The sequence below is a fragment of the Micromonospora polyrhachis genome (assembly GCF_014203835.1).
Classification (GTDB): domain Bacteria; phylum Actinomycetota; class Actinomycetes; order Mycobacteriales; family Micromonosporaceae; genus Micromonospora_H; species Micromonospora_H polyrhachis.
Window position 1 is genome coordinate 2,361,683 of sequence record NZ_JACHJW010000001.1, and the last position, 16,129, is coordinate 2,377,811.

16 protein-coding genes are annotated in these 16,129 nt (G+C 70.8%); 5 read left to right on the forward strand and 11 right to left on the reverse strand.

Annotated elements, in window-relative coordinates; translation table 11 throughout:
- Positions 1–48 precede the first annotated feature (48 nt).
- The 6 genes from FHR38_RS09920 to FHR38_RS09945 form a co-directional block, all read right to left on the reverse strand.
- Complete coding sequence (locus tag FHR38_RS09920; RefSeq protein WP_184534391.1) at positions 49–1,971, reverse strand: NADH-quinone oxidoreductase subunit 5 family protein; 1,923 nt, start codon at positions 1,969–1,971, stop codon at positions 49–51.
- Positions 1,968–2,402, reverse strand: a complete 435-nt coding sequence (gene nuoK / locus FHR38_RS09925) for an NADH-quinone oxidoreductase subunit NuoK (RefSeq protein WP_184534392.1) — start codon at positions 2,400–2,402, stop codon at positions 1,968–1,970. The genes FHR38_RS09920 and nuoK overlap by 4 nt, the downstream gene beginning before the upstream one ends.
- Positions 2,399–2,905 (reverse strand): NADH-quinone oxidoreductase subunit J family protein, encoded by a 507-nt coding sequence (locus tag FHR38_RS09930; RefSeq protein WP_184534393.1) that lies wholly within the window; start codon positions 2,903–2,905, stop codon positions 2,399–2,401. Before FHR38_RS09930 ends, nuoK begins: the two co-directional genes overlap by 4 nt.
- Complete coding sequence (locus tag FHR38_RS09935) at positions 2,902–3,621, reverse strand: NuoI/complex I 23 kDa subunit family protein (RefSeq protein ID WP_376771396.1); 720 nt, start codon at positions 3,619–3,621, stop codon at positions 2,902–2,904. The genes FHR38_RS09930 and FHR38_RS09935 overlap by 4 nt, the downstream gene beginning before the upstream one ends.
- 138 nt (positions 3,622–3,759) lie before the next feature.
- Positions 3,760–4,728, reverse strand: coding sequence for an NADH-quinone oxidoreductase subunit NuoH (nuoH, locus tag FHR38_RS09940; RefSeq protein ID WP_184534394.1), 969 nt, complete (start codon positions 4,726–4,728; stop codon positions 3,760–3,762).
- A complete protein-coding gene (locus FHR38_RS09945; protein WP_184534395.1) occupies positions 4,728–5,306 on the reverse strand; it encodes an NADH-quinone oxidoreductase subunit C in 579 nt (192 codons plus the stop codon). The genes nuoH and FHR38_RS09945 overlap by 1 nt, the downstream gene beginning before the upstream one ends.
- Positions 5,307–5,509: 203 nt before the next feature.
- Between FHR38_RS09945 and FHR38_RS09950 the strand changes: the two genes are divergently transcribed.
- From FHR38_RS09950 to FHR38_RS09970, 5 genes are all read left to right on the forward strand, one after another.
- Positions 5,510–6,559 (forward strand): glucose 1-dehydrogenase, encoded by a 1,050-nt coding sequence (locus tag FHR38_RS09950; protein WP_184534396.1) that lies wholly within the window; start codon positions 5,510–5,512, stop codon positions 6,557–6,559.
- 161 nt (positions 6,560–6,720) lie between these two features.
- Positions 6,721–7,659, forward strand: a complete 939-nt coding sequence (locus tag FHR38_RS09955; RefSeq protein ID WP_184534397.1) for a thiopeptide-type bacteriocin biosynthesis protein — start codon at positions 6,721–6,723, stop codon at positions 7,657–7,659.
- Positions 7,656–10,451, forward strand: a complete 2,796-nt coding sequence (locus FHR38_RS09960) for a lantibiotic dehydratase (RefSeq protein ID WP_184534398.1) — start codon at positions 7,656–7,658, stop codon at positions 10,449–10,451. Before FHR38_RS09955 ends, FHR38_RS09960 begins: the two co-directional genes overlap by 4 nt.
- Positions 10,429–10,590 carry a hypothetical protein gene (locus FHR38_RS09965; RefSeq protein WP_184534399.1) on the forward strand — a complete coding sequence of 54 codons (162 nt, stop codon included), beginning with the start codon at positions 10,429–10,431 and terminating at the stop codon, positions 10,588–10,590. Before FHR38_RS09960 ends, FHR38_RS09965 begins: the two co-directional genes overlap by 23 nt.
- Positions 10,591–10,655: 65 nt before the next feature.
- Positions 10,656–11,867, forward strand: coding sequence for a lanthionine synthetase LanC family protein (locus tag FHR38_RS09970; RefSeq protein WP_184534400.1), 1,212 nt, complete (start codon positions 10,656–10,658; stop codon positions 11,865–11,867).
- 83 nt (positions 11,868–11,950) lie between these two features.
- Here the strand turns inward: FHR38_RS09970 and FHR38_RS09975 are convergent, their stop codons facing one another.
- The 5 genes from FHR38_RS09975 to FHR38_RS09995 form a co-directional block, all read right to left on the reverse strand.
- Entirely contained in the window at positions 11,951–12,541 is a 591-nt protein-coding gene (locus tag FHR38_RS09975; protein ID WP_184534401.1) for an NADH-quinone oxidoreductase subunit B, read from the reverse strand.
- Between the two features lie 102 nt (positions 12,542–12,643).
- Positions 12,644–13,246 carry a DUF305 domain-containing protein gene (locus FHR38_RS09980; RefSeq protein WP_184534402.1) on the reverse strand — a complete coding sequence of 201 codons (603 nt, stop codon included), beginning with the start codon at positions 13,244–13,246 and terminating at the stop codon, positions 12,644–12,646.
- Between the two features lie 174 nt (positions 13,247–13,420).
- Entirely contained in the window at positions 13,421–14,152 is a 732-nt protein-coding gene (locus FHR38_RS09985) for a lytic polysaccharide monooxygenase (RefSeq protein WP_184534403.1), read from the reverse strand.
- 121 nt (positions 14,153–14,273) lie between these two features.
- On the reverse strand, positions 14,274–14,597 hold the full coding sequence (locus FHR38_RS09990) for an MGMT family protein (protein ID WP_184534404.1): 324 nt from the start codon (positions 14,595–14,597) through the stop codon (positions 14,274–14,276).
- Between the two features lie 23 nt (positions 14,598–14,620).
- Complete coding sequence (locus FHR38_RS09995; RefSeq protein ID WP_184534405.1) at positions 14,621–16,114, reverse strand: pyridoxal phosphate-dependent decarboxylase family protein; 1,494 nt, start codon at positions 16,112–16,114, stop codon at positions 14,621–14,623.
- Between the last annotated feature and the right edge of the window lie 15 nt (positions 16,115–16,129).

The window sequence follows — 16,129 nt, forward strand, 5'->3', positions numbered from 1 at the left end:
AGTGGAACCAATGCCGTCGACTGGCTCATCCGGCACCGCCCAGGATCGTCATCCGGCACCGCCCAACACCACGGCGGCCAGCCCGATCAGCAGCGCACCGGCGAGTACGGCGGTGGCCGCCCGAGGCAGCCCGGCCCGGTGCAGCGAGCCGAGCCAGCCGCCCAGGCCCGCCGCGCCCCGGCCGGTGCCCTCGACCACCCCGTCCACGACCGTCTCGTCTCCCCAGCGCACCGCGCGGGCCAGCGCCCGCACTGGGCGTACGACGAGGGTGTGCTGCACCTCGTCGAGCCAGAAGGCGCGGGCGAACGCCGGCCGCAGCGGGCCCAGCGTGCTGGCCGGGTCGCCGGTCGGATCCCGCCGCCAGCACCATCCGGCCAGTCCCGCCCCGAGCAGCAGCAATGCCACCGGCAGCAGTAGGAATCCGTTGAGGTGCACCTCGTCGAGCTGGAGTCCGGAGCGGAACGACGGAACGAAGACGGCCAGCCCGAGCAGGGCGCTGGGCACCGCAAGCAGCAGCACCGGCCAGCGCATCAGCGGCGGCGGGTCGTGCGGGTGGGCGGCCGGGGAGCGGGTGTCGCCGAAGAAGGTGAGTAGCAGCAGGCGGGTGGCGTACCAGGCGGTGACCGCGACGCCGAGCAGTCCGGCGAGCCACACCAGCCAGGCGAGCCAGACCGGCGTGGGGCCGGTGCCGTGCCGGGCGGCCTCTTCGGCGACGACCAGGATGCCGTCCTTGCTCCAGAACCCGGCCAGCGGCGGTACGCCGGCCAGCGCGCCCAGGCCGATGAGGGTGCACCAGAAGGTGACCGGCATGGTGCGCCGCAGGCCGCCCATGGTGGACATCAGGGTGCTGCCGATGGCGTGGATGACACAACCGGCGGCGAGGAAGAGCAGTGCCTTGAACGCGGCGTGGCTGAGCAGGTGGAACAGCGCGGCGGGCGGCGATCCGACGGCCAGCGCGCCGGCCATGTAGCCGATCTGGGAGACCGTGGACCAGGCCAGTACCCGTTTGATGTCGTCCTGTGCGGTGGCGGCGAACGCGCCGAGCAGCAGGGTGACCACCGCCATCACGCCGAGCACGGTCAGCGCCACCGGGGCCTGCTCGAACAGCGGGTAGACCCGGGTCACCGCGTAGATGCCGGCGGCCACCATGGTCGCGGCGTGGATCAGTGCCGAGACCGGGGTGGGGCCGGCCATCGCGTCGGGCAGCCAGGTGTGTAGCGGGAACTGGGCGCTCTTGCCGGCCACCCCGGCGAGCAGCAGCAGGCAGGCCACGGTCAGCGTGCCTCTGGAGTAGTCGTGGGCCAGCACGTCGGCGATCCGGAAGCTGCCCGCCTCGATGCCGAGCACCGCGATGCCGAGCAGGAAACCGACGTCGCCGACCCGGGTGACCAGGAACGCCTTCATCGCGGCGGCCGGTGCCTCGGGCAGTCGCCGGTCGTGGGCGATCAGGAGGTAGGAGCAGATGCCCATCACCTCCCAGCCGACCAACAGCATGATCAGGTCGCCGGACACCACCACCAGCAGCATGGCGGCGGTGAAGAGGCTGATCTGCGCGGCGTACGGGGCGTACCGGTGGTCGACGTCGCCCTGACCGGCGGGCGCGTCCCGGCACAGGTAGGAGATCGAATAGACCTGGACGGCGAGCGCCACGGCGGAGACGGCGACCGCCACCATGGCGGCGACGGCGTCGAGCCGGACCCCGAAGGTGACGGCCAACCCGCCGAAGTCGATCCAGACGGTGGAGGTCTCCGTCGGCCCGTCCAGGGTGGCGAGCAGCGCGATCGAGACGACCAGGGCCACCACCGCGCCGCCGATGCCGAGGCCGGCGGCGGTCCGGCGTACGCCGGGTTGGCGCACACCTCCGCCGGTGGCCGACCGACTGCGGGGTGCGGCCGGCAGCATCAGCCCGCCGAGGGCGGCGGCGAAGGGTACGGCCGGTAGCAGCGGCCCGAGTACGCCGACGGCGCTCACGGCGTCCTCACCTGCACGGTCGGATTGGCCGGCTCAACCGCCGGGCCGGTTTCGGCCGGCTCGACCGCTGCCTCGCCGGCTGGTCCATCCTGGATTCCCGGACGGTCGAGGGGCACCTCGTCCACGGCCACGCTGGCGCGCATCCGATAGAGCTGAAGCACGATCGCCAGCCCGACCCCCACCTCGGCGGCGGCGACGACGATGACGAAGAGGGCGAACACCTGCCCGGTGTGGGCGGCCGCCGGGGCGGCACCCGTGCCAGCGGCGGCCAGGGGAAGCGCTGCCGAGGCGGTGACCAGGATCAGGTTGACCGCGTTGAGCATCAGCTCCACGGACATCAGCAGCAGTACGGCGTTTCGTCGCCGCAGTACGCCGTAGACGCCCAGCCCGAACAGCAGCGCGGCCACGACGTACGGGATCACCGGTCTCATGGGCGGCGGCCGATCTCGGGACGGGACAGCACGATCGCGCCGATCAGGGCGGCCAGCAGCAGGACCGAGAGCACCTCGAACGGCAGTACCCAGGCGCTGAAGATCTCACCGCCGAGCTGCTCGGCGCTGCCCGGCTCGGTCGGCGGCTCCACCTTGGACCAGCGGTACGCGTCGACGAACAGTACGGCCAGGCCGAGGCCGGCTCCCCCGCCGATCAGGGCGGCCGGCCAGCCGGGCCGGTCCAGGTCGGTGGAGGCCCCGATCGGGGCTCGGGTGAGCATCACCGCGAAGAGCAGCAGTACGACGACCGCGCCCACGTAGATGAGCACCTGCACCCAGGCGACCAGTTCGGCGGTGAGCACCAGGTAGAGCCCGGCCATCGCCCCCAGGCAGACCACCAGGTAGAGGCCGGCGCGGACCAAGTGCTTCGTGGTCACCACCAGCGCGCCGGCACCGACCGCCACCGCACCGAGGGCTAACAGGAGCACGTCCGCACCGGTCATTCTGTCGCCCCGGACGCCTCGGGTGGTTCGGCGGGCTGGGCCGATGGCTCGGTTGACGCGGCCGGTGGGGCGGCAGAGTCCACTGGTGGGGCGGCAGACGCGGCCGGCGGTCCGGGTCGGGCAGGACGCGGTGGTCGTACTCCGGGGGTGCTGGCCGATCGGGCGGCCGGGCCGGGACCGGCGGCGCGGGGGGTTGCGGCCGGACCGGCGGCCTTACGCGCGGCGGCGGTCTCCTCCTTCGCCGGCTCGCCCCGCCGGTCGTGCGCGGGCGGCGGCGGTACGGTCGCCATCCACTCCCCGAGGTGGTCCTTGTCGTGCAGCAGGTCCTTGATGTCGTACTCGGCGTATTCGAACTCGGGGGACCAGTAGAGCGCGTCGAACGGGCAGACCTCGACGCAGATGCCGCAGTACATGCAGAGTGAGAAGTCGATGTCGAAGCGGTCGAGCACGTTGCGTTGGCGGGGGCGGGCCGCGCCCGGCACCACCACCTCTTCCTTGTGGGAATCGATGTAGATACACCAGTCGGGGCACTCGCGGGCGCACAGCATGCAGACCGTGCAGTTCTCCGCCAGCAGACCGATCACCCCGCGCGAGCGGGGCGGCAGCTCAGGGGCGACATCCGGGTACTGCTGGGTGTGCGAGCGGCGGGTCATCGTCTTGAGGGTGACCGCCAGCCCCTTCGCCAGCCCCTCTCCAGGCACGCTCATGGCGACCATCCTGCCCTGTCGGCCCCGTACGCGCGACCACCCCCTACCACTCCCTCCTCGTTGATCAAGAGGTTCGCGTCACGGGAACAGTCGAAATCCGACGCCGATCTCTTGATCAACCAGGGAGGGCGACATCAACCAGCGACATCAACCCGGGAGGGCGACGCGGACGGCGGCGGTGAGCACCAACTGGCCCAGTGCCACCGGCACCAGGACCAGCCAGCACAGCCGCTGTAGCTGGTCCTCGCGGAGCCGGGGGTAGGTCACCCGGAACCAGATGATCACGAAGGCCACCGCGAACACCTTGAGTAGGGTCCACAGCCAACCCAGGTACTCGTCGCCGAACGGCCCCTGCCAACCGCCGAGGAAGAGCACGGTGGTCAACGCGGAGATCACCACGATGCCGACGTACTCGGCGAGGAGAAGGAACGCGAACCGCAGCCCGGTGTACTCGGTCATGTAGCCGGCGACCAGTTCGGAATCGGCGACCGGCATGTCGAACGGCGGGCGGCGGATCTCGGCCAGTCCGGCGACGAAGAAGACGATCATCGCCGGGGCCTGCCAGAGCAGCCACCAGGGCTGCCAGGCCTCGACGATGCCGGAGAGGCTCAACGTGCCGGCGGCCATCGCCACACTGGCCGCCGCCAGTACGAACGGCAGCTCGTAGCCGAGCAGCTGCGCGGCCCCACGCAGGCCACCGAGCAGGCTGTACTTGTTGGCCGACGCCCAGGCCGACATCAGCACCGCCACCACGCCCACCCCGACCACGGCGAGCACGAAGAACAAGCCGATGTCCAACGGCTGCCCCACCAGGTCACCCGGCCCGAGCGGAATGACCAGCAGGGCCAGCAGGTACGGCACCAGCGCGACCACCGGCGCGAGCCGGAACACCGGCCGGTCCGCCTCCCGGGGCGTGACGTCCTCCTTCTGCACGAACTTCAGTCCGTCGGCGATGAGCTGGGCCCAACCGTGGAAACCCCCGGCGTACATCGGGCCGAGCCGGCCCTGCATGTGCGCCATCACCTTGTGTTCGGTCTGCCCCACCACCAGCGGCAGGACCAGGAACGCCGCGACGACGCCGACGATCCGGATGGTCAACTCCAACCAGACCGGCATCAGGCACCGCCCCACTCACCCGGGGCGGGCACGCCTGGCGGCCGCATCGCCTGCCGGCGGCTCCCGCCCGCCTCGGACTCGCCCGGCTCCTTTGCCCCCGGCCAGGGTTTGGCCACCCGGGAGGCGAGCACGAACTCCTTGCGTAGCGGGTGCCCCTCGAACTCCGGGGGCAGCAGGAGCGGTTTGAGGTCCGGGTGCCCGTCGAATTCGATGCCGAACATCTCGTACGTCTCCCGCTCGTGCCAGGACGCGCCGGGGAAGACGTCCACCACGGAACGGACCCGGGCGTCGGAGCGGGGGATCCGGGTCCGGATCAGCACTCCGTGCCGTCGGGTGGTCGACCACAGGTGGGCCACCACGTCGAAGCCGTCGGCCAGCTCGTCGACCGCCGAGAGCCAGTCGAAGAAGTCGCAGGCCAGTTCGGTGTCGTCCCGGGCGGCCAGCAGCGCCGGCCGCCAGCTGTCCGGCGGTACGTCGACGGTCGCGCGGGCGTACGTCTGCCCACCGGACAGTCCGACCGTCACGTCCGTCTCCGCGAGCAACGATCCCAGCCGCGCTCCGACCTCTTCCGGCGTCATGCCGCCGATCCTATGACCACCCGGATACGACCGGGACACCGTCGACCGCCCGGCGGCGGATGACGATACGAGTCGAGGCGGATGACGATGCAGGTCGGGACGGATGACGATGCGAGTCGATGGGGCCGTCAGCCAACCCGATCGACCCGAGAACTGTACGGATTCGGACGCGGCGTGCGGTCGGGCGGGGAAGAATCTCCGGTATGCGTGCCTTGACGGTCAGACCGGGAACCCCGGACTCGCTGCGACTCGTAGACGATCATCCGGAGCCGCCCACCGACGAGGGCTCGGTGCTCGTCGAGGCGCTGTCGGTCGGCATCTGCGGCACCGACCACGAGATCATCTCCGGCCAGTACGGTGAGCCGACGCCCGGCTCGACGACCCTGGTGATCGGCCACGAGTCGCTCGGGCGGGTGATCGAGGACCCCACCGGCACGTTCGAGCCGGGTGACCTGGTGGCCGGCATCGTCCGCTACCCGGATCCCGTACCCTGCCCCAACTGCGCGGTCGGCGAGTGGGACATGTGCCGCAACGGGCTCTACACCGAACACGGCATCAAGGGGCTGCCAGGCTTCGCCCGGGACCGTTGGCGCGTCCCACCAAAGTTCGCGGTACGACTCGACCCGAACCTGGCGCAGGTGGGGGTGCTGCTCGAACCCACCAGCGTGGTCGCGAAGGCCTGGGCGCACATCGAGCGGATCGGTCAGCGGGCGGCGTGGAAACCGCAGACCGCCCTGGTCACCGGGGCCGGGCCGATCGGCCTGCTGGCCGCCCTGCTCGCCAGTCAACGCGGGCTCACCGTGCACGTCCTGGACCGCGCCACCGGTGGCCCCAAGCCCCAACTCGTCGGTGCGCTGGGCGCCACCTACCACACCGGCAACGTGACCGACCTGGACTTCGAGCCGGACGTCACCCTCGAATGCACGGGCGCGCCGGTGGTCGTACTGGGCGTGATGCAGAAGGCCGCGCCTACCGGAATCGTCTGCCTGACCGGTGTCTCCAGCGGCGGACGCATGATCGACCTGGACGCCGGTGCACTGAACCGGGAACTGGTGCTGGAGAACAATGTCGTCTTCGGGTCGATCAATGCAAACCGGCAACACTGGGACATGGCCTCCGAGGCGCTGGCCGCTGCCGATGCGCAATGGCTCGCCGCGCTCATCACCCGCCGCCTGCCGGTTTCGGCGTACGCGGAGGCGTACACGCCGAGCGGCGAGGACATCAAGGTCGTAGTCGACTTCACCCAGCCCTAAACCGCTTTTCTGTCAGAAGGGCCCCTTTACCGGCAGAATCCGCCCCGATGACAAGGGGCCCTTCCTAACTCCCGGACTTTTACCGGATACGGCGATAATTTGCGCCCCTAGAAATTGGGTCGGCAGATATATACACTCCCCGATACCCATCGGGAGGTGTAATGGCCGACCTGCTCATTGGACCCGCCGGAATACGGTTACCGGTTGCCCGGCTGGACGAACTCCGTACGCTGCTCAGCCCGGTGCTCGGCGACCACACGGAGACGTTTCTCGCCGGTGGACTGGCGGCGCTGCGCGCACCTGAGTCGAGTCGGGACTGGGTACAGGTCGGTATTGCGCCCGGGGCGCACCGATGGTCGGTGGTCTACGCCGGACTGGACGAAATCGCCACCGAACTACTCGACAAGCAGATCGCCACCAACTTCTTCTTCATGCACAAGCCGCCGGGGCTGCGGATACGCTTCGAGACCGCGACCGGCCAGCACCAACCACTACACGACGCGCTCCACACCCGGCTGGACCGGCTCCGTACCCACCTCGACCAGCTGACCCCCGGCATCTACGAGCCGGAGCAACTGCTCTTCGGCGGGCCAGCCGCGATGCCGTACGTCCATCAGATCTTCACCGCCGACGCACGGGCCTGGCTGGGTTACCACCAACTCGCCGAGCCCCCCTCAGCCTGGGCATTCTCCCTCGCGCTGGTCCGTCAGCTCCTCAACGGCCTACGCATCGCCGGCTGGGAGGACCTGGAAGTGTGGGAGCGGATCAGACGACAGGCCCACCGGATGGTCCCCCAGGCCATCGACCCGGAGAAGGTGCGCTCGGTCGGTGGCGCCATCCGCACGATGTGGGCCGAGCCGGACCAGCTACGCAACAGCCTGCCCGCACCCGCGCTGGAGTTGGTGGACCGGTGGGGCGACACGGTCCGCACGATGGCCGAGCAGTGGCACACCGACTACTTCGCGGGGCCGGGGGCGTTGATCGGGGAACGGGAGGCCGCCGCCTTCGTCACGATCTTCCACTGGAACCGGGGTCGACTGTCGGCGCTCACCCAGGCGCTGGTCGCCGCCGCACTGGCCGACCGGACCAGCCGACCATGACCACGCCCACGGTGACCACCGCACCGATCCTCGGTGGGTCGGTGTTGCTACGAATGGCTGGACTGCCGCTGTCAGCGCTCGCCCAGGGCGGCGATCCACAGCTCGCCACCCGCCTCGCCGAGTGGGACCGGGACACTGCCATCTACCAGGAGCGGGCCAGGCAGGTCGCCAAACAACTCGGTGACCTGCTCGTACCGCATCCCGGGCTCCACCGCGCCCAGCGGGGCACCGCCCTGCGGGTCCGGCGAGCGCTGCACCGAGGTGACCCAGTCCCGGCCAGCTCCACCGGCCTGGCTGACCTCGCCGTGGAACTCCTGCCTGACTCCGGCCTGGCCGAGGCGCTACGCGAGACGCACGCCGCTGCCGACGCACTACGTCACGCCGGCCACGCCATCGAAGGCTCGGTGGCAGCGGAGGAGGCCCGGTTACTGGACCTGCCCTGGCGGATCCTGCACGAGCATCCCGCCGGCCGACACACGCTGCGGCACGGGGACGTGGCCATCTTCGAGGAGATCTCCCGCCGGGTGGTCCGAGGTGAGCCGTGGACGACCAAACGGATGCGTCAACGCAGCGAGTACCTGTGGCGGATGCTCACCCGGGGCAGCGCGCGGGCCACGCCCCGGGGTTGGCTCGCGCATGTCGGCCCGCTTCCGGTCAGCGAGACCGGTGCCACCGGCTGGCTGGCCGGCAAGGCGATCGTCGTACGGGACCTCGCGGCCACTGAAATCGTCGACAACCTGGACGAGTTCCGCAAACTACGGGCAACCTCGGCGACGGTGCTTGCCGACGATGGGGAGACGGTCGCCATCGCCCCACTGAGCTGGCAGGACGTCGGGCAGGTGGCGGTCTGGCTGGTCGATACCGAGCAGCACGGCCATGGTGAGCAGCCCGAACACGGCAAGCAGCACAGCCATGGTGAGCAGCCCGAACATGGCAAGCGGCACAGCCGGGACAAGCAGCGCAGCCGGCTCGTGGCGGTCCGCCTGCGCCGCAGCGCCGTCCTGGACGCGGTGTGGTCACTGCTCGACAGCGGGCCCCGCCCGGTCGTACGACTCGTCGACGCGCTGGCCGGCAGGGATCCGGACCGGCGGGACGCCCTACGCCGGTTCCTCGCGCACCTGGTCGAGGTCGGCGCGCTGCAACTGGGTGCCGCCCCACAGCCGAGATACACCGGATGGCAGCCGGTGGCGGCGTTCCAGCTGCCGGCCAACCCGAACCAGTTACCGGCCAACCCGGATCTGGCCGCTGCCCCGGCGTTCGTCGACGTCTACCGGCAGCCAGCCGGTGACCTGGGCCGGGCGTACGCGAGCGAACTCTCCGAACTGATCGGCCAGGCGCTACGGGTGATGGCGCTGGCCGGCTCGGACAGCCCTGCCACACCGCCCGCCCTCCCACGAGCCCTGACCGAGAAGCCGCGGCGGCTGTTGGACGTCGTCGCGGAGTGCGTCGAGGAGGACGACAGCGGCTTCAGCGGGCACGGTGACCACCGACACGACTGGCCGGTACCTCGCGACGCAGACTCCGGCTACGCCCGACTCTTCCGGTGGATCGACGCACGGCTGCCGAATGGCGCCGCTCGGGTCGACGGGGACGGGATCGACCTCGGGCCGGCAACGCTCGACCGGTGCGGCGCGCCCGAGCAGCCGGTCGACTGGCCAGTGGACGTCCTGCTGCGACCCATCGCCAGCCGGACGGTGTCCGACCACTCCAGGCCAGTAACACCCGTAGCCGACCGCTCCAGGCCAGTGCCAGCCATACCCGACCATTCCGGGCCGGTTGCGCTGCTGGCGGACCTCGCCCCGGCCGGGGTGCTGGACGCCCGGTTCCTCCCCGCGCTACGGCATCTGGGCGCAGATCTGCCCCACGCCGAGGCGTACCGGCGATTCCTGAATCGACTCGACGACCTCACCGACGTGCCCTTCGTCGAACTGCTCATCCCACCGATGTCCACAATGGCGGCCAACGCCGTACGTCGCCCCGGCTACACGCGGCTCTGGACCGGTGACCCGGACCAGACCGGCTACTTCCCGGACGGGGCACGACGACCGACGACCTACCTGCCGCTGTCCGCCATCACGCTGCGCGTCACCGACGGACGGGTGATCGCCGAAGCCGAAGGCCGGCAGATCTGGCCGGTCATGCACACCGCCCGAGTGCCCCGTCCCCCGTGGGACGTCATCCGGGCCCTGCTTCTGGGCGCATCACCGCAGACCGACCGGCGTGCCTGGCGGCCCCTGACCCACTCACTTCCCGCATGGCCGGACCGGAACTACGTACCCCGGATCACCGTTGGTGGCGGCCGACTGGTGCTGACCCCGGCACAGTGGCGGATCAGTCGAGCCGATGCTGGCCATCCCGACGAGCCGCTGGTCGACCGGATGCGAACTCTGGTGCGACTGCGCCACCGACTTGACCTGCCCCGTTGGGTCACGGTCGTCACCAGTCCGCACGACGAGCCGACCACCGTCGACCTGGAGAGCGTACGGGCCCCCCGGGTGCTGGACCGGCTGCCGGCCGGACACCCGGCGCTGCTCGTCAGCGAACTACTGCCAGCGCCGGACCAGTTGCCCGTACGCGACGAGGCGACGCCGGTCGACGGTGGGAGCCTGGCCGAGTTGATATTCCGGGTGCCCTTCGACACCACCGCCGACGCGGCGGCCGGACTGGTCGCCGCACGGATCCACCGACCTCCCGGCCCCTCGCCGGAGGCTCCGCCGGACCGACCGGTACCGACGGAGAACCCACCGCCCGACCAGAGGATGGTGCCCCATGGACCAGTTCGGAACCGCTGAGCTGCGGCTCGACGATGTGGACAGCCTGATCGCCGAGTTGGAGGTCGACTTCCAGGAACTGCGGGAGTTGACCCCGGAGGCGGCCAACGGGCTGACGAACAACAGCTGCTGCGGGATGGGTAGCTGCCACACCTTCTGATGTCCCTGGTTCCGGTGCGTCCTCTGCCGGGACGCACCGGAACCACCCATCGCGAGAGGTCCGCCGTGCGCTCTGCCGTCGACCCCATCGGGTACGCGCTGGCCCGCCGCACCCTCACCACCGCCGCCCAGCAGACGTCCGCCGCCCAGGAGGTCGCGGCCCGGGCCGACTGGGGCATTCCCCTGCTGGCCCGGCTGGTAACCACGGTCGAGTCGACTCCGGCGGCCGACATCGACCCGACGATCGGGGTGACCGCCCGGAGAGCTGTGCTGACCTGGGTGGCCCAGCGTCGGGGCGGGGTGGCGGCGGCCCGGTTGTACGGGGACGGGCTGGCCAGCCTGGTCGTCGGTCTGGGACACGCCTGTGCTGTGGAGCCGCGACTGCGTACAGTGGCGCAGCTGTCCCGGGACCGGCTCGTCGCGTGGTGTCGACAAGAGCCCCATCCCGACGGACCGCTGGCCGTGGACTACGACCTGGTCAACGGGGTCGCCGGCGCGGTGCTCGCGTTGACGGCCAGCCCGGATCCTCGCCCCGAGCACCTGCGACCGGGGCTGCACTACCTGCTGCGCCTCTGCACCGGACCGGGGTTGGCCGGGCTACGACACAGCGCCCGGGAGCCCGATTCCCGGCTGCGCTGGAACGTCGGTCAGCTCAACCACGGTCTGGCCCATGGCGTACCTGGGATCCTCGCCGCCCTGGTCGCCGCGCATCCCGTGGTTTGCGGAGCCGAGCGGGACGAGGTGACCGAGGTGGTCGCCCGGCTGGCCGGACATCTCTGCCGGTCGGCGATCCGTGACGGGCGCGGGGTGCTCACCTGGCGACGGGGCAGTGACGAGACGGCCGCCACCACCGATCCCCGCCGGCAGGCCTGGTGTTACGGCGCTCCCGGCGTAGCGTGGCAGTTGGCCGAGGCCGCCCGGGTGCTGGACGATCCGACCGTCTCCGAGGTCGCCCGGTTCAGCATGGCCTCGCTCTGCGCCGCCTGGGACGACGACTACTACCTGCGCGCCGAGTCTGCTGACGCGCAGCTCAGCCTCTGTCACGGCGCACCCGGGTCGTACGCGGTGGCCCGCGCCTTCGCCGACCACGACGGGCTGGCGGGCGCTGGCACCCTGGCCGAGCATCTGCGGGACCGCATAGTCGAACGGTTGCCCGGCTGGTACGACTCGACCCGTGCCGGGGCAACCATGCTCGCCGGCACCGCCGGCACCCTGGCCGTGCTGCTCGCGGATGGGCCGACCAGCCGGGGCTGGCTCGCCCCGCTGGCGCTGCGCTGATCGATCAGGCGGACGAGCGGCGCGCAGCTCAGGCGGATGAATGGCGCTGCGCTGATCGATCAGGCGGATGGGCAGCGCGCAGCTCAGGCGGACGGGTTGGTGGCGGGCGGCCGAACCAGGGGCGCGGTCAGCGATTCGACGCTACGCGCTTCGGCTGGCTGGTCGGTCGGCTGGTCCGCCGGGGAGGCGAGCGGATCCGGTCGGGGCACCCCACCGATCCCGGACTGCTCGGCGGCGATCTTCTCCTGGAGCCGCAGGATGCCGTGCAGCAGCGCCTCGGGACGAGGCGGGCAACCCGGAACGTAGACGTCGACCGGGATGATCTGGTCGACGCCCTTGGTGACCGAGTACGAGTCCCAGTACGGGCCGCCGCAGTTGGAGCAGGCACCGAACGAGATGACGTACTTCGGCTCGGGCATCTGGTCGTAGAGCCGCTTGATGGCCGGGGCCATCTTGTCGGTGACGGTGCCGGATACCACCATCAGGTCGGCCTGACGTGGTCCGTGGGCGAACGGGATCACGCCCAGTCGGATGAAGTCGTGCCGGCCCATGCTGGCGGCGATGAACTCGATCGCGCAGCAGGCGAGCCCAAAGTTGAAGACCCACAGCGAGTAGCGCCGACCCCAGTTGAGCACGAACCGGATCGGCTCCCCCAACACTCCCGGCAGCTGCACGGTCGTCCCCCTTCGGTCTGCCAACCGACAGTGAACCACAGCGGTGGGAAGGGTGGATTCGGCACGCGTCCCGACCGGGGTCGGGCAACATCCCGCCCGACGTCAAGCAAGCAGTTCGAGCATCTGGTCGATCTGGGCGGTACGCGACAGGTCGATCCGCCGGGCCAACTCCCGGGACTGCTGATGCACCCCGAGCCGGATCTCGGTACGGGCCAACTCCACGGCCCCATGCTGGTGCCCGGTCATCAGGTTGAGGAAGGTCCTGTCGAATTCGGCTCCGCTGAGCTGCCGCAGGGCGGCGATCTCCTCGGGGCCGGTGGCCGGCATGCCACCGTGGTCAGCGTGCGCATGTGCGTTCGGATCCGCCGAGGTCGGACGACCCCAGTCACGTAGCCAGCCCTGCATCGTGTCCCGTTCGGCGGACTGGGTGACGTCGATGGCGGCGGCCAGGATCTTCAGCTCCGGTCGCTGGGCCCGGGTCTCGGCGAGCCGTACCAGCTCGATTCCCTGCTCATGATGGGTGACCATCATCTGGAGGAACATCACGTCGGCGGCGTTGAACTCTCCGATGGCCGAGACGACGGCGGTCGGGGCGGGCGATGCTTCCGGCGGGGTGCTGGTCGGTGGGGTGGGCGCGGTGGCGCTGCCGCAGCCGGTGAGCAGTAGGAGGCTCGCGGCGAGCAGGCTACGACGGTAACGGGTCATGTCGTGGATCTCCGGCGTCTCGTCGTCGGGCGCGAGCCGGCCCGGTCGGGAAGGGTGCAGGTCCGGTCGGGAAGGGTGCGGGTCCGCGCCTGGGCCGGCTGGCTCACACGGCGCCAGCTCGTAGGCTGCCGGCTCGTGCAGTGCCAGCGACCGGACGCGGACCCGCGATGCTGGTCAGAGCTGCTGCCAGAGGGATGGAACGTTCGGAGGTTCCCAGCCGGGGATAGCGGTGTGCGCCTGTCGGCAGCGGTAGGTGGTGCCGCCGTAGGTGACGGCGCTGCCAACCTGGTAGGCGGTGCCGGCACTCCAGGTGCCGCCGGTCGGCGGCGGGGAGGTCGGGTTCGGATCGGGCGTGGACGTAGGCGTAACGGTGGGGGTCGGGTTCGGCCCGCCGCCGATCTGCACGTCGACGCAGGCGTAGAAGGCGTTCGCCGTGTCGGCGATGTTCCAGATGGCCAGGACCTTCTGCCGTCCGGTGTAGCCGCCGAGGTTCACCTGGTGGGTGACGGTGGCCCCGGGTTGGCGACCGCCGTCGTTGAACAGCGCGATCCGCTGGCTGCCGATGTAGTACTCCCAGGTGCTGGTGGCGTGCCGGGCGGTCAGCACCCAGCTGAACGTGGCAGAGCCGCCGCCCACCGAGGTGGCGGGCCAGCCCTTGCTCTCGTCGTCCAACTGGGCGAACCGGCTGTTACCACCGCTACAGCTGCGCAGCCCCTTGGGGCCTTCGACACTCTGCGGCTCCCACCGGATCTCGCCGCAGTTCGCCACCCGGCCCTGTGCACAGAGTGCCTGCCGGCTGGGCGGGGATGACACGTACCCGTGTGCCTGCGCGGGCGAGGCCACCACCAGGGCGCTTCCCACGACGGCGGCCACGGTCAGGAACGAAAGAACGAGCGGTCTTCGCATGACGGGACTCCTCACTCGACTTGAATCGGCAAGTTGCTCCCAAGTTAAAGTAAGGATTCTTAACAGTAAATACCTACGGACAAACAATCATCGATGGATCAGAGGTTGGCCACCCCACCCGTCACGGCCGATCGGCAGCCTCGGCAGGCCACCAGGCGTAGCGAGACATGTCGACCCGCTCGCTGCGGAACACGATGCCCTCCGCCATCAGGCGCGCCCGCGCCTCCCGTTCATGGCCAGGTGGCAGCCGGCCGGCGGCGTTGACCACCCGATGCCAGGGCACCCCGCCGCCGTGCCGAGCCATGATCGAGCCGACCAGTCGGGACGACGTTCGACCGGACCGCTCCGCCAGATGGTCGGCGATCGCCCCGTACGAGGCCACCCGCCCCGGCGGGATCGCCTCGACGCAGGCGAGCACGGTTTCGACGTACTCCTCCGGGGTCATCGACCCCTCCCGATCCGAATCGGTCAGGCCCAGGTCGGGCGCTGCAACAGGCTGAAGAACTCGACCAGTAGTCGTTCCCGCAACGCCGGCGGGGCGGCGTCGAGCAGCGTGTTCACCGTCGCCATCCGCTCGGGCGTGGGCCCGCCAGTCGAATCGGGACCGCCACTGCCGGCGGCACCGAGACCGATCCCACCGGCCAGGCCGGCGACCAACTCGGGGGTGAGCATGTCCGGGGTGAGGGTGGTGGCCAGCGCGCGCATCTCGTCGGGCAGCCGCACCGGACCGAGCTTGCGGGCGTCCGCCGCCGCAGCCGCCAGGTCCGGCCCGAACTCCGCCACCCGGGGTGCCACCGAGGCGGTCACCGTCAGGTGAATGCTGGCCGGCAGGTCGGCGTACGCCAACTGGGGCTGGGTGTGCCAACCCCGGGCGGTCAGCTCGTCGGCGAGGACGAAGAGGTCCAACTCGGCATCCGTGCTCGTGAAGCAGACCACGGTCGACTCCGGCTCGGCCATCAACCGCAGCCCCGGCACTTCGCGTACCGCGTCGGCGAGTCCCCGTACCGCACCGAGGGTCTGCTCGGCGAGCCGCAGATAGCCCTCGTCGCCGAGGTGCCGCAGGGTGGCGTAGGCGGCGGCGACCGGCCCACCCGAGCGGGTCGAGGCGATGCCCGGGTTGATCATCGTGTAGCCCGGCCAGTCAGCCGAGGCGAAGTACTGCGGCCGGCGTAGCCCGGCGTCCCGGTGCAACAGCACCGACACACCCTTCGGGACGTAGGCGTACTTGTGCAGATCCACCGAGATCGAGGTGACCCCGGGCACGGAGAAGTCGAACGCCGGCCCGTCGAACCCGAGCCGACGCAGGTAGGGCAGGGTCCAGCCGCCGAAGCAGGCGTCCACGTGACAGCGCACCCCCGCCGCCGCCGCGACCGCCGCGATCTGGCCGACCGGGTCCACCACCCCGTGGGCGTACGACGGCGCGGAGCACGCCACCAGCACGGTCTCCGGCCCGATCGCCACCGCGATGTCGGCCACCTCGGGACGCAACGTCTCCGGCGACACCGGCACCAGGTCGAGCGCCACCCCCAGGTAGTGGGCTGCCTTCGCGAACGCGGCATGCGCCGTCGCCGGGGCCACCAGCCGGGGCCGGGCCACTTCCGGTCGGGCGTCCCTGGCCGCCTTGACGGCCAGGATCAGCGACTCCGTACCGCCGCTGGTCACGCTCCCCACCACGTCCGGCGCGGTCGTGTCCGGGCCGCCGCCGAGCACCCGGGCCGCCGCCCCGACCAGGGCGTTCTCCATCGCCAGCAGCGACGGAAAGGCGGTCGGGTCGAGCCCGTTGACGTGCGCCGAGAGCGCGTACGCCGACATCGCCAGGTCGTCCAGCCCGGCCACCGCCGGGTCGTAGACATAGGCGAAGAGCCGCCCGCCGTGGGTCGGTCGGTCCGCGGCGCGCAGCCCGCGAATCTCGGCCAGCACCTGTTCCACCGGTACGCCCCGCGCGGGCAACGCCTCGATCATGGCGGTCACCGTACC

Bases quoted from the DNA above. Each gene is read 5' to 3' on its own strand.
- nuoK (WP_184534392.1), bottom strand. From the start codon at position 2,402: ATGAGACCGGTGATCCCGTACGTCGTGGCCGCGCTGCTGTTCGGGCTG.
- FHR38_RS09930 (WP_184534393.1), bottom strand. From the start codon at position 2,905: ATGACCGGTGCGGACGTGCTCCTGTTAGCCCTCGGTGCGGTGGCGGTC.
- FHR38_RS09935 (WP_376771396.1), bottom strand. From the start codon at position 3,621: ATGGTCGCCATGAGCGTGCCTGGAGAGGGGCTGGCGAAGGGGCTGGCG.
- nuoH (WP_184534394.1), bottom strand. From the start codon at position 4,728: ATGCCGGTCTGGTTGGAGTTGACCATCCGGATCGTCGGCGTCGTCGCG.
- FHR38_RS09945 (WP_184534395.1), bottom strand. From the start codon at position 5,306: ATGACGCCGGAAGAGGTCGGAGCGCGGCTGGGATCGTTGCTCGCGGAG.
- FHR38_RS09950 (WP_184534396.1), top strand. From the start codon at position 5,510: ATGCGTGCCTTGACGGTCAGACCGGGAACCCCGGACTCGCTGCGACTC.
- FHR38_RS09955 (WP_184534397.1), top strand. From the start codon at position 6,721: ATGGCCGACCTGCTCATTGGACCCGCCGGAATACGGTTACCGGTTGCC.
- FHR38_RS09960 (WP_184534398.1), top strand. From the start codon at position 7,656: ATGACCACGCCCACGGTGACCACCGCACCGATCCTCGGTGGGTCGGTG.
- FHR38_RS09965 (WP_184534399.1), top strand. From the start codon at position 10,429: ATGGACCAGTTCGGAACCGCTGAGCTGCGGCTCGACGATGTGGACAGC.
- FHR38_RS09980 (WP_184534402.1), bottom strand. From the start codon at position 13,246: ATGACCCGTTACCGTCGTAGCCTGCTCGCCGCGAGCCTCCTACTGCTC.
- FHR38_RS09985 (WP_184534403.1), bottom strand. From the start codon at position 14,152: ATGCGAAGACCGCTCGTTCTTTCGTTCCTGACCGTGGCCGCCGTCGTG.
- FHR38_RS09990 (WP_184534404.1), bottom strand. From the start codon at position 14,597: ATGACCCCGGAGGAGTACGTCGAAACCGTGCTCGCCTGCGTCGAGGCG.
- FHR38_RS09995 (WP_184534405.1), bottom strand. From the start codon at position 16,114: ATGATCGAGGCGTTGCCCGCGCGGGGCGTACCGGTGGAACAGGTGCTG.